10 protein-coding genes are annotated in these 12220 nt (G+C 62.1%); 8 read left to right on the plus strand and 2 right to left on the minus strand.

Annotated features, from left to right (window positions below):
• Positions 1–2: 2 nt before the first annotated feature.
• Both OKA05_RS17450 and OKA05_RS17455 read right to left on the minus strand, forming a co-directional pair.
• A complete protein-coding gene (locus tag OKA05_RS17450; RefSeq protein WP_264488462.1) occupies positions 3–443 on the minus strand; it encodes a hypothetical protein in 441 nt (146 codons plus the stop codon).
• 97 nt (positions 444–540) lie between these two features.
• Positions 541–2031, minus strand: coding sequence for an ammonium transporter (locus OKA05_RS17455; RefSeq protein ID WP_264488463.1), 1491 nt, complete (start codon positions 2029–2031; stop codon positions 541–543).
• 438 nt (positions 2032–2469) lie between these two features.
• Between OKA05_RS17455 and OKA05_RS17460 the strand changes: the two genes are divergently transcribed.
• The 8 genes from OKA05_RS17460 (at position 2470) to uca (ending at position 12217) form a co-directional block, all read left to right on the plus strand.
• The gene (locus OKA05_RS17460) at positions 2470–3246 is read left to right on the plus strand and encodes a TorF family putative porin (RefSeq protein ID WP_264488464.1); all 777 of its coding nucleotides are present in this window, start codon (positions 2470–2472) and stop codon (positions 3244–3246) included.
• A gap of 175 nt (positions 3247–3421) precedes the next feature.
• A complete protein-coding gene (locus tag OKA05_RS17465) occupies positions 3422–4390 on the plus strand; it encodes an ABC transporter substrate-binding protein (protein ID WP_343226973.1) in 969 nt (322 codons plus the stop codon).
• A 51-nt stretch (positions 4391–4441) separates the two neighbouring features.
• Positions 4442–5815 carry an ABC transporter permease gene (locus tag OKA05_RS17470; RefSeq protein WP_264488466.1) on the plus strand — a complete coding sequence of 458 codons (1374 nt, stop codon included), beginning with the start codon at positions 4442–4444 and terminating at the stop codon, positions 5813–5815.
• Complete coding sequence (locus OKA05_RS17475; RefSeq protein WP_264488467.1) at positions 5812–6690, plus strand: ABC transporter ATP-binding protein; 879 nt, start codon at positions 5812–5814, stop codon at positions 6688–6690. The genes OKA05_RS17470 and OKA05_RS17475 overlap by 4 nt, the downstream gene beginning before the upstream one ends.
• 53 nt (positions 6691–6743) lie before the next feature.
• A complete protein-coding gene (locus OKA05_RS17480) occupies positions 6744–7223 on the plus strand; it encodes a CopG family ribbon-helix-helix protein (RefSeq protein WP_264488468.1) in 480 nt (159 codons plus the stop codon).
• A gap of 10 nt (positions 7224–7233) precedes the next feature.
• The gene (locus tag OKA05_RS17485; protein WP_264488469.1) at positions 7234–7950 is read left to right on the plus strand and encodes an urea amidolyase associated protein UAAP1; all 717 of its coding nucleotides are present in this window, start codon (positions 7234–7236) and stop codon (positions 7948–7950) included.
• A 5-nt stretch (positions 7951–7955) separates the two neighbouring features.
• Positions 7956–8585: an urea amidolyase associated protein UAAP2 gene (locus OKA05_RS17490; protein WP_264488470.1), complete on the plus strand. Its 630-nt coding sequence runs from the start codon at positions 7956–7958 to the stop codon at positions 8583–8585.
• Between the two features lie 59 nt (positions 8586–8644).
• Entirely contained in the window at positions 8645–12217 is a 3573-nt protein-coding gene (gene uca, locus OKA05_RS17495) for an urea carboxylase (RefSeq protein WP_264488471.1), read from the plus strand.
• The last annotated feature ends 3 nt before the right edge of the window (positions 12218–12220 follow it).

The following is a 12220-nucleotide window of genomic DNA, read 5'->3' on the forward strand; positions in this document are numbered from 1 at the left end:
GCTTACCAGTTCGCGGTGTTGAAATAGCGGATCGAATCCGTGACGGGCGGCGGTCCGGACTCCTTGCGGATGGTGAGGGTGCCGTCGTTGAGCTTGAGGCGAAGCGGGCCTGCGAGGTCCTTTTCCTCCAGCCAGAATTTCAGGCCGATGCCGGCGTTCGGGTGGTCTTGGTCGCCCTCGAGGTCGGTTTCCGCGGGCTCGACCTCGCGACCGTCGGCGAGGATCAAGGCGACCGGCTTCATGAGGTCGTGGGATTGGGAGCCCGCCTGCTTGAGGTAAACGCCCAGCCAGCAGAAGGAGTGGTCTCGCTCCACCCAGGCATGGGCGACGCGGTAGCGGGCCCCGGCGTCGCGTCCCCATTCGTAGGGGCGAAGCCAGGTCCAGCCGGCAAAGACCAGGGAAATGGCGAGGCAGACGGCCAGGAGCTTGGTGCGGCGGTTCAACGGGCGTGGTTGATAGAGGCTGGCGTGAAACCCGCAAACGCAAAACGGGCGGACCTTCGCAGGTCCGCCCGTGGGGTGACAGGGTTGTCAGAGGCGATCAGTGCTCGTAGCCGCCTTCGCCGTGTTCGGCGAGGTCGAGGCCGGAGGTTTCAACTTCCGGATCAGGGCGGAAACCGAGCACCGCCTTGACGATGAAGGCGATGACCGCGGTGGCGACCACGCTCCAGACGATGGTCAGGCCGACTGCCTTGAATTGCTCCATGAGCAGGCCGTCCTTGAGGGGGCCGACCACGGAGTTGGCCTTCTCATCGGCGAAGACGCCGGTGAGGATGGCTCCGAGGGTGCCGCCCACGCCGTGCACGCCGAAGGTATCGAGCGCATCGTCATAACCGAGCATCTTCTTGAGGTAAGCGACGGCGAAGAAGGGAACGACACCGGCGATCACGCCCATGATGACGGACGAGGTGGCGGTGACGAAGCCAGCGGCTGGCGTGATGACCACGAGGCCGGCAACGATGCCCGAGCAGAAGCCGAGGACGCTGGGCTTGCCCTTGAGGAGCCATTCGGCGGCTGCCCATGCGAGACCGGCGGTGCCAGCGCAGAGGGTGGTGGTGACGAAGGCGTTGGTGGCGACGGCGTCGGCACCGAGGGCGGAGCCGGCGTTGAATCCATACCAGCCGACCCAGAGCATGCCGGTGCCGACCATGCAGAGCACCATGCTGTGCGGAGCCATCGGCTCCTTGCCGTAATTGATGCGCTTGCCGAGGATCAGGCAGAGCACCAGGGCGCTCCAACCGGAGGTCATGTGAACCACGGTGCCGCCGGCGAAGTCGATGGCCTTGATGGTGGCATTTGGATTCAACGGACCGCACATGAAGCCGACCGTGGACCACACCATGTGGGCGAAGGGGAAGTAGACGGCGAACATCCAGAGGAGGATGAAAGCCATGATGGAGATGAACTTCATGCGCTCCGCGATGGCACCGACGATCAGGGCCGGGGTGATGATCGCGAAGGTGAGCTGGAACATGGCCCACATGCCATCCGAGATCCAGTAGTAGCCGGCACCGACAGCACCCGGCTCAACGCCCTTGAACATGGCATTGCTCATGTCGCCGATGAAGGCGCTCTTGGCATCCACTCCGAAGGAGAGCGAGTAGCCGCAGAGCCACCAAAGCGGGGTGATCATGCAGGCGCAACCGAGGCACTGGGCGAGCACGGAGAGCACGTTCTTCTTGCGAACCAGACCGCCGTAGAAAAGAGCCAGGCCCGGCAGCGTCATGAACAGCACAAGGGCGGTGCTGACCATCTGCCAGGCATTGTGACCAGGGCCGGGGCCGGCGACGAGGGAGGTCGCACCGCTGGTCTTTTCCGGTCGCGCCACATTGTTCATGTAGGCTTCGATATCGGCCAAGCGCTCTTCAACCGTCGGCGTGGGTGCTGCGGCTTCGGCTGCGGGAGCGGCCGGCTCGGCTGCCGGGGGCGGGGTTGCTTCTTGCGCGTGGGCCACGGGGGCCAACGGCAAGACCATCATTGCAAGGGCAGCCAGTGCACAGGCACCGCTTACCATTCGTGTTTTCAGGCTCATGTCGACTCGGTTTCGGATGGATTGGACCTCCGGAATCTTGACCGATTCCGGCGGTAAAAGTGGCGGGAGCAGATGCCATGCCAGAGGTGCTCCAGTCAGTTAGGGTGACACGGTGGACGGTCTTCGTGGAGCTGCCGTCCTCTTCGCTAGGTTCGTGGCGAGAGACGTTGGAGCTGGCAGCGAGCGAATCGTCCTAACAGACATGGCTGTTACTTTTCAATCTTGCCACAGGCTCAGGGTGACTCTAGGTAGCCCCCGGCTGAGTGCCGCCCGCGTTCTTTTCACTGGACATGATCTTTCAGGTTTCTTAAATAACGCCTGATAGGCAGCGTCCGGTCGCATTAGCATGCGAGCTGCACAATGCCAAAGTCCCGCCGGATTCAGGCTTCGGTCTCGGTCCGGTGGCGGCTAGCAGCAACCGAACAACCGAATACCAAGATGCGCAAATACACCAAAACTGTCGGCGCCCTGGCCGCTGCCTCCGCCCTTGTGGCTGGCTACGCCTCGGCGGGAGACCTCGAAGGCTTCACCGGTGAAGTCCACGTCGGCTATCACTCGATCTACGACTTCCGTTTCGTGGACCTGGGTAGCGACCTGGTCGAAGCGGGCGTGGACGTCGCCTACGCGCTGAACGAAGACTGGAGCTTCAAGGCCGGTGCCTGGTACGGCAGCGTGAACGACTCCCAGACGATCGGGGGCAACTTCAACGAACTCGATCTGTATGCCGCCGCCGCCACCTCGCTCGGCCCGGTGAACCTCGAACTCGGCTACATCTACTACTACTACCCGGATGCTATCGGTGCGGACACCCAGGAAGTTTACCTTTCGGGTTTCGTTGACATCGTGTGGGGAATCTCCGCCGGTGCCACCTACTTCTACGACTTCGATTCGAACAACGGTTGGTATCTCCAGCCTGAAATTCGCAAGTCTTTCGAATTCAACGAGTGCCTTGCCCTGAACCTGTCCGCTGGCGTGGGCGTTGCCGATGGCCTGAACTATCAGGTCGACGCGAACCCGCTCTCCAACGGCTCGCACGACGGCTTCCAAGGCTGGTTCATCAAGGCCGAGCTGCCTTGGGAATTCCGCGACGGCGTGACCCTCGCTCCCTACGTGAAGTACACCGATGCTGACAGCGACCTCGCTGGCGACATCAACTCTCTCGAAGGTGGCCAAGAGCACATCATCGCCGGTGTGAAGATTGCGGTCGGCTTCTAAGTCAACCGGGGTTCCTACCCTAAAACACTTCGGGCGGCTGCGGAAACGCAGCCGCCCTTTTTGTTTCCGATGCGGTGCTCTTGGTATGGGCCGTGCTTTTTCCGGTATGAACAAACTGCGGTAAATTCATACCGCGGGATGTCAGCAACCCCTGACCGACACCGTGATGACACCGATGCCCCGCTTCCGATCCGTCCTTGCCGGAGTGCTTGCCCTTTGTGGCGTAGCCCATGCTGAAACGTTGAAAATCGCTTACTCCGACTGGCCGGGCTGGATCGCTTGGGAGATCGGCATCCAGAAGGGCTGGTTCAAGGAAGCGGGCGTGGACGTGAAGTTCGAGTGGTTCGACTACGTGCCATCGATGGACGCCTACGTCGCTGGCAAGGTGGATGCCGTGTGCATGACCAATGGCGACGCGCTGGTGACCGGCGCGACCGGCAAGCCGTCGGTCGGCATTCTCATCAATGACTTCTCCAACGGCAACGACATGATCGTCGCCGCGCCCGGGATCGCCTCGATGAAGGATCTGAAGGGCAAGAAGGTGGGCATCGAGGAGGGCTTCGTGGAGCACCTGCTGCTGCTGACGGGCCTGGAGAAAAACGGCCTCAAGCCCGAGGACGTGACCATCGTCAACACGCCGACCAATGAGACGCCGCAGGTGCTGGCGTCAAAGGCGGTCGATGCGATCGGGGCGTGGCAGCCGAACTCCGGTCAGGCGCTCAAGGCTCTGCCCGGGTCGAAGCCGGTCTTTACCTCTGCCGATGCGCCCGGGATCATTTACGACCTGCTCTACGTCTCCGCCGAGAGCCTGGAGAAGAACAAGGACGACTGGGCCAAGGTGGTGAAGGTCTGGTACAAGATCGCCGACTACATCAAAGACGAGGACAATCTCGACGATGCCCTCAAGATTCTCTCCGCGCGCGTCAACCTGAAGCCCGAGGAGTACGAGCCGTTCTTCAAGGGGACCTACATCCTCACGCTCGATGAAGCGCTGAAGCGCTGGGAAAAGGCCGACGGGCTCGGATCGATCTATGGCTCCACGAAGAACGTGAACGCCTTCAATCTGAAGTACGAGGTCTACAAGGAGAGCCAGGACCCGGAGAAGTATCTCAATCCGTCCCTCACCAAGGCGCTGAAGAAGTAAGGCCGTGATCCCAGGCCGGCCGGTATTTTCCGGCCGGCTACTTCTCCGCTCATGGCGTCTTTTCTCAAAGGGTGGTTTGTCGTCCGCCGCGATCTCCCGCGTGGACGGCGGGCCTTTCTCGCCGCGCTGTCGTTCGTGCTGCCGCTCGCGCTGTGGTGCTTCGTTTCCTACGTCCCGTGGATCTGGCATCCGGACGTGAAGCTGGAGGTGGCTTCGACGACCGATCGCATCAGTGCGGTCTTCACCGCGGGGAACCGGCTGAGCAAGGGCTTCTTCCCGAGCTACGTGGAGGCGGTGCGTCTCGATAACGCGGAGGCGCTCAAGACGGCGCAGGCAAGTGAGCCGGTGCCCGGTGCCCAGCGTGCCAACCGCGTCTTGCTCCGGCAACTCGCCCCGGTCGCTGTCCGCAATGCCTGGCTCGCCGCCGGATCGGAGCAAGACGACACCGTGATCTATCATCTCTGGCGCGACCTTGCCACCGGGGCGAAGACCGCGACGAATCCGGCGCTCAGCCAGGAGAACCTCGCCATCGTCCAAGCCAACTGGTCCTCGCTCTCGGCGCTGTCCGCTGACTTCGACTCGAAGAAGCTGCCAGAGGTCCCTCTTCAAAAACTCGTTCCCCAAGGCATCCCATCGAACCCGGTCTATCTCCCTCCGCCGCATGAGGTGTGGGCCGCTGCGACGAAGGACTTCACCGCCAAGCCGCAGGGGGATGCTCCGTCGATGTTCGATCGCTACCGGCATTCGCTGAGCATCATCCTCTTCGGATTCTTCTGGTCCTGCGTGATCGGTGTCCCGATCGGAATTATGTGCGGCGTGTTCGATGTCTTCTCGAAGCTTTTCGAGCCTTTCGTTGATTTCTTTCGCTACATGCCGGCGCCCACCTTCAGCACCTTGCTGGTCGCCGTGCTGTCGGCGCATGATGCGCCGAAGGTCGCGCTGGTCTTCCTCGGCACGGTCTTCCAGATGATCCTCGTCGTTTCGAAAACGACGCGCTTGTTAGATCCGGCATTGCTGGAAGCGGCGCAGACGCTCGGTGCGAAGCCGCGCCAGCTCGTCATGAAGGTGGTGCTGCCCGGCATCCTGCCGAACCTCTACAATGACATGCGCATCCTGCTCGGCTGGGCTTGGACCTGGCTGGTCATTGCCGAACTGGTGGGCGTGAAAAGCGGGCTGACCGGCTTCCTCGACACCCAGGGCACCTTCCGCAACTTCGATCGCGTTTTCCCGATCATCATCCTGATCGGTGTCACCGGGTTCGTCACCGACCAAATCCTCGCGTTCTTCCACGGGGTCTTCTTCCCGTGGTCAGGCAAGTCCGGTCCGGTCTCCCGCGCGGTGGCCAATGCGGTTACCTGGCCGGTGCGCACGATCGTCGCCGGTGCTCGCTTTCGAAGCGCTTCGAAAACCCTTCCGTCCGCATGAGCCTGCCCGCGCCCGCACCTCCCGTCGTCGCCCGCTTCGAGCGGCTCAAGCAGCGCCCGGTCTCGCTGAGCGTCCGCGGACTTACCAAGCACTTCGAGTCGCCACGCGGCACCGTGACCGCGCTGAACAACGTCTCGTTCGATGTTCACAAGCGCGAGTTCATGAGCGTCATCGGGCCGTCCGGTTGCGGGAAATCAACGCTCGTTCGCATCCTCGCGGGGCTTGAAACCGCGAGCGATGGGGAGATCGTTGTGGAGGGAATCCCGGTTTCCGGGCCTTGTCCCGACCGAGGGATGGTCTTCCAAGGCTACACGCTCTTCCCGTGGCTGACGGTGAAGCGCAACGTGATGTTCGGCCCGATGATGGCCGGGCGCTCGGCCTTCACCGCGGAAAGCGAGGCCCGCGAGTGGATCGAGCTCGTCGGTCTCACGAAGTTCGAGAACGCGTATCCTCACCAGCTTTCCGGTGGGATGAAGCAGCGTGTGGCGATTGCGCGCGCCCTTGCGAACCAGCCGCGAGTGCTGTTCATGGATGAGCCCTTCGGTGCGCTCGACGCGCAGACGCGCTGCAACATGCAGTCCTACTTGTTAGAGATTTGGAAGAACGTCGATATCACGATTGTCTTCATCACCCACGACCTCGACGAGGCGGTTTTCCTGTCCGATCGCATCCTGGTGCTCGATGCCAATCCGGGCCGCGTCCGCGAGATCGTGGAAGTGCCGGTGCCGCGTCCGCGATCCTTCGACCAGATTGCCGATCCTGCCTTCCTCGCCACGCGGAAGCATATCGAACACCTGATCCATCCGCCCGGAGCCGAGGCGAAGGAGAGTTTCCCGGTGCTGAAGTTCAGCGCCCCTGATCCCGATGTCGTGTGAACGCCCGGCCTTCTAAAGTATGAATTTTTCGAAAGAACTTCACACGTGGCGCGGTGCGTGCATTTTCCCGCAGCATGGCGAAGGACGACAGCAGCGATGGCTTGCGGCGGGTGACCGTGTCGATGGGGGAGGATACTTTCCAGGCGCTCGATCGACTCGTGAACGAGCGCGGATTCGACAGTCGCTCGCAGGCGATCTCCGAGATGATTCATCAGCAGTCGGCCGAGCACCTCGGGAAAATCGGCACCGAGGTGATGGCCGGCACGCTGACGCTGATCTACGACGAGTCGAAGAGCTCTCTGCTGCGCGACCTTTCTCGTGTCTGCCGCAGCCACCTCAGCGAGGTCATTTCCTCCCAGCACATCCTTCTGGAAGACGACCACGTGCTGGAGGTGCTGCTCATGCAGGGGCCGGCGAGGACCTTGCGCGGCATCGCCAACGAACTGGTTACTTGCAAGGGCGTGAAGAGCGCGCATCTCACCCTCACGCCGCACCTGCTGCCGCCGCTTCACGCCGCCCGCAACGTCCGCTGATCTTCTTCCCATGAGCCTTTTGTTAGAAAAGACCCTCACCGGTGCGGGCATGTGGTCCGGCGTCGTATCCCGTGGCAAGCGCCTGCGCCTGACCGACCTCGAAGGCGGCGCGAATGTCGGCATGCTGCTCTACAACGCGCTTGAGCGCCACGAGCGCTACAACATGCCCGATACGCTGAAGGGCCAGCACATCTTCTTCCTCCGTGCGCCGTATTGCCTGCACTCCGACATGGGCCGGTTGCTTGCCTCGATCACGGCGGATACGGTTGGCTGGCACGATACGGTGTGCGGTCACTCCGACGCGAAGCGGGTCTTCAAGAAGTATGGTGCCTACGACTACCAGCATGGTCGCAACGATTGGTATCGCAACTCCCGCGACTGCTTTCTCATCGAACTCGCCAAGTGGGGGCTCGGCAAAAAGGACCTCGTCCCGAATCTCAACTGGTTCAGCAAGGTGGTGGCGGATGAGGCCGGCAAGCTGTCGTTTGTCTCCGGACATTCGAAAGCCGGTGCCACGGTCGAACTTCGTTTTGAGATCGACACGCTGGTGGTGCTCAATACTTGCCAGCATCCCTTCGATCCCGATCCCGTCTATCGGACGCATCCGGTGATGCTGGAGATTCTCACCGGTGAAGAGCCTGCTCCCGATGATGCCTCGTTCACCATCCGGCCGGAGAATCTCCGCGCCTGGGAGAACAATGAAACCTACCACGCCCTGCGCTTCTGAACGCCATGACCGAAAGCATCCTCGATCCGGCGACGGCTACCTATCGCCAGGTGATTCCTGCGGGCGACTGGTGGGTTCATGAGATCAAGCGTGGGCAGACGCTGCGCATCGTGGATCTCGAAGGCAATCAAGCTGCCGACACGCTTTTCTACAGCGCGGCCGATCCCACCGATCGCTACTCGGCTGATGGCACCATCCAGGCGCAGCAGGCGCTCTACCTGACCACTGGCACCAAGCTGATGAGCACGGAGGGGAATGTGTTGTTAGAAATCACCGCCGATACCTGCGGTCGCCACGACACGCTCGGCGGTGCCTGCTCACGCGAGAGCAATACGATGCGCTACGCCCACGACAAGGAGTGCATGCACGCCTGCCGCGACTCCTTCATCCGCGGCGCGCAGGAGTGGAAGGTCGAGCTCACGAAGCGCGACATCGCCTGCAACATCAACTTCTTCATGAACGTGCCGGTCAGCCCGGATGGTGGACTTACCTTCGCCGATGGCATTTCCGCTCCCGGCCGCTACGTCGAGATGAAAGCCGCGATGGATGTCGTGTGCCTGATTTCGAACTGCCCTCAGCTTAACAACCCTTGCAACGGTTGGAACCCGACGCCGGTGGAGGTGCTGGTGTTCTGATTGGAAGGACAGCCGAGAGATCCCCTCAGGCGGAATGAATTCCGCGCTCCCAGTTTCCCATGAACATCCTCATCGCCAATCGTGGCGAGATCGCTGCACGGGCGATCCGCACCATTCACAAGCTCGGACATCGAGCGGTAGCCGTGTATTCCGATCCAGATGCCGGTGCGCCGCATGTGGATCTTGCGGATGAAGCGCATCGCCTTGGTCCAGGGCCGGTGTTGGAGAGCTATCTTCTCAAGGATTCGCTGATCGCCATCGCGAAGGAGAGCGTTGCCGCTGCGGTTTTCCCGGGCTATGGGCTGCTCAGTGAGAATACCGACTTCGCACGCATGTGCGAAGACGCCGGTGTGAAGTGGCTTGGGCCGACGCCGGAGCAGATCATCGCTTTTGGTCTGAAGCATGAGGCCCGGCGCTTGGCTGGCGAAGCAGGAGTTCCGCTAGTGCCGGGAACGGATCTGTTAGCCAGTGCGGATGTCGCGGTCGCTGCCGCCGAGGAGATCGGCTACCCCGTGATGTTGAAAAGCACCGCCGGTGGTGGTGGCATCGGCATGAAGGTCTGCCGCGATGCGGATGAACTGGCTAGGGAGTTCGAGAGCGTGGTCCGCGTTAGCGAACGCAGCTTCGGTTCCGGCGGTGTTTTCATCGAGCGCTTCATCGAGCGCGGTCGTCATGTCGAGGTGCAGATCTTTGGTGACGGGCAGGGAAGGGTGCTGGCGCTTGGCGAACGCGACTGCTCGGTCCAACGGCGCAACCAGAAGGTCTTTGAAGAGACCCCCGCGCCGGATCTTTCCGATGAGGTGAGAAGCTCCCTCCATGCTGCCGCGGTGAAGCTTGGCGAAAGCGTGAGCTATCGCTCGGCCGGGACCGTGGAGTTCATCTATGATGCCGACCGCGGCGACTTCTTCTTCCTCGAGGTGAACACCCGTCTGCAGGTCGAGCACGGCGTGACGGAGCTCGTCACCGGCATCGACCTCGTCGAGTGGATGATCCGCCTCGCGCTCGACCCCGAGTGGGTGATGCCCGCTAGCGCTCCGGCACCGCAGGGGCACGCCGTCCAGGCACGCGTGTACGCGGAGGACCCGAATCACAACTTCCGCCCCAGTGCGGGATTGCTCACCGAGGCGTCCTTTCCTGAATGGACCCGATGCGACGGGTGGATCGTGGCGGGGACCGAGGTAAGTCCATTTTACGATCCGCTGCTGGCGAAGGTCATGGTTCACGGCAGGGATCGCGCTGATGCGGTGGCTTTGCTTTCCAAGGCGCTCGAAGAGACCCGGATCTCCGGTATCGAAACCAATCTCCGCTACCTGCGCCAAGTCGCGGGGTGGGAGCCCTACTTAGCCGGCGGGGTAGCGATGCGTGATATGGCGAGCTTCGACTACCGGCCGAACACCTTTGACGTGGTGTCCGCAGGTACGATGACCACCGTACAAGATTGGCCGGGGCGAACCGGACTGTGGGAGGTTGGCGTGCCGCCTTGCGGGCCTTTTGATTCGCTGTCCTTCCGGCTGGCGAATCGACTCGTTGGAAATGGGGAAGGTGTTCCTGGGTTGGAGATCACCATGGCAGGGCCGACGCTGCGCTTCAATGCGGCCACCACGGTGGCGATTGCGGGTGCGCTGGTGCTCGTGCTGAAGAATGGCGAGGCGATGGCGATGCATGCTGCCATCGAAGTCGTGCCCGGCGATACGTTGAAGATCGGGCGAATCGAGGGGCCGGGCATGCGGTGCTACCTTGCGGTTGCCGGTGGGATTGAATCGCCGGACTATCTTGGAAGTGCCTCAACGTTCACGCTTGGGAAGTTTGGCGGACCGTTCGGTCGGGCACTGTTGCCTGGGGATGTGCTGGGGATTGGGTGCGCCGATACCGTCGTCGAGGCAAGAGGGGGACGGGAGTGTCCCCCCTCCTTCAGCCACGACTGGACGATTGGGGTTCTCTACGGGCCGCATGGTGCTCCGGATTTTTTCCTCGATGAAGACATCGAGACCTTCTTCGCGACGGCGTGGGAGGTTCACTACAATTCCGCCCGCACCGGTGTCCGCTTGATCGGGCCCAAGCCGAAGTGGGCCCGCAAGGATGGGGGGGAGGCGGGCCTTCACCCGTCGAATCTCCACGACAATGCCTATGCGATCGGTGCTGTGGATTTCACCGGTGACATGCCCGTCATCCTGGGGCCCGACGGGCCGAGCCTTGGTGGCTTCGTTTGCCCGGTTGTGGTGATCGATGCCGAACTCTGGAAGCTCGGCCAACTCCGGCCCGGCGACAAGGTGCGCTTCATCCCGGTTGATGAATCATGGGCGGCCGAGCAGTCGAAGGCGGTGGACGCTTTCCTGTCAGGTGAAGCCTCCGCATTGCCGCTGCCATCTGCAATCTCGCATCTTCAATCCCCGATTTTGGAAAGCTTCGGCGAAGGCGACGATGCCGTGGTGGTGCGTCGCGCGGGCGATCGCTATTTTCTCGTCGAGTTTGGTCCGCACCATCTTGATCTGAAGCTGCGGTTCAAGGTCCACGTGGTCTATGAGTGGCTGAAGGAGCAGGGGATCGCCGGCATCATCGACCTCACGCCGGGAATTCGCTCGCTGCAGGTCCACTTCGACCCCGGCGTTGTTTCTCGTGACGAGCTGTGGGGAAAGATCCGTGAAGGGATTCTCGCTCTGCCGCCCTTGGAGCAAATCGAAGTGCCCGCCCGTATCGTCCACCTGCCGTTGAGCTGGGATGACCCGAGCACGCGCGAGGCGATCCAGCGCTACATGCAGAGCGTGCGGCCGGATGCCCCATGGTGCCCGAGCAATCTTGAGTTCATCCGTCGCATCAACGGACTCGATTCGATTGATGAGGTTTATCGGATCTTCTTCGATGCCTCCTACCTCGTAATGGGACTCGGGGACGTGTATCTCGGTGCGCCCGTTGCGACGCCGCTCGATCCGCGGCACCGGCTGGTCACCACGAAATACAATCCGGCGCGCACCTGGACGCCGGAGAATGCGGTGGGCATCGGCGGGGCTTACTTGTGCATTTATGGAATGGAGGGGCCGGGCGGCTATCAGTTCACCGGACGCACGATTCCGGTGTGGAACCGCTGGCGGAAGACGGACGATTTCCAAGAGCCGTGGCTGCTGCGCTTCTTCGATCAGCTCCGCTTCTATCCGGTCAGTGCGGAGGAATTGCTGCGCCTGCGCGAAGAGGTTCCGCGCGGCCGGCACAAGCTGGAGATCGTGGAGACGGTCTTCCGCTTCGCCGACTACGAGGCGTTTCTCGAAGCTCACGCCGGTGAGATCGAGAGCTTCCGGACCACCCAGCGTGCCGCATTCGAAGGCGAGCGCCGCCGATGGGAGGAGGCCGGGCTTTCCATGGATAGCCCCGCGGAGGAAACCGTGGAGGCAAGCGAGATCACGATTCCGGACGGCTGCTCCACGCTCGACAGCCCGGTGACAGGGAGCGTGTGGAAGATTCACGTTCAGGCAGGGGATCTGCTAACGGTGTCCGCTACGGCCATGATCTTGGAAGCGATGAAAATGGAAGTGCCGCTGGATGCCGATGAGCATCTGGAAGTGGTGGAGGTGCTGGTGGCGGAAGGGGCGAGCGTCCGGGCAGGACAGTCGCTCGTGGTGGTTCGAGCCAAAGGCTAACCG

It is taken from the genome of Luteolibacter arcticus, from assembly GCF_025950235.1.
In the GTDB taxonomy this organism is placed as follows: domain Bacteria; phylum Verrucomicrobiota; class Verrucomicrobiia; order Verrucomicrobiales; family Akkermansiaceae; genus Haloferula; species Haloferula arctica.

Coding starts and splice junctions, on each gene's coding strand:
- OKA05_RS17455 (WP_264488463.1), bottom strand. CDS start 2,031: ATGAGCCTGAAAACACGAATGGTAAGCGGTGCCTGTGCACTGGCTGCC.
- OKA05_RS17460 (WP_264488464.1), top strand. CDS start 2,470: ATGCGCAAATACACCAAAACTGTCGGCGCCCTGGCCGCTGCCTCCGCC.
- OKA05_RS17465 (WP_343226973.1), top strand. CDS start 3,422: ATGCCCCGCTTCCGATCCGTCCTTGCCGGAGTGCTTGCCCTTTGTGGC.
- OKA05_RS17470 (WP_264488466.1), top strand. CDS start 4,442: ATGGCGTCTTTTCTCAAAGGGTGGTTTGTCGTCCGCCGCGATCTCCCG.
- OKA05_RS17475 (WP_264488467.1), top strand. CDS start 5,812: ATGAGCCTGCCCGCGCCCGCACCTCCCGTCGTCGCCCGCTTCGAGCGG.
- OKA05_RS17485 (WP_264488469.1), top strand. CDS start 7,234: ATGAGCCTTTTGTTAGAAAAGACCCTCACCGGTGCGGGCATGTGGTCC.
- OKA05_RS17490 (WP_264488470.1), top strand. CDS start 7,956: ATGACCGAAAGCATCCTCGATCCGGCGACGGCTACCTATCGCCAGGTG.
- uca (WP_264488471.1), top strand. CDS start 8,645: ATGAACATCCTCATCGCCAATCGTGGCGAGATCGCTGCACGGGCGATC.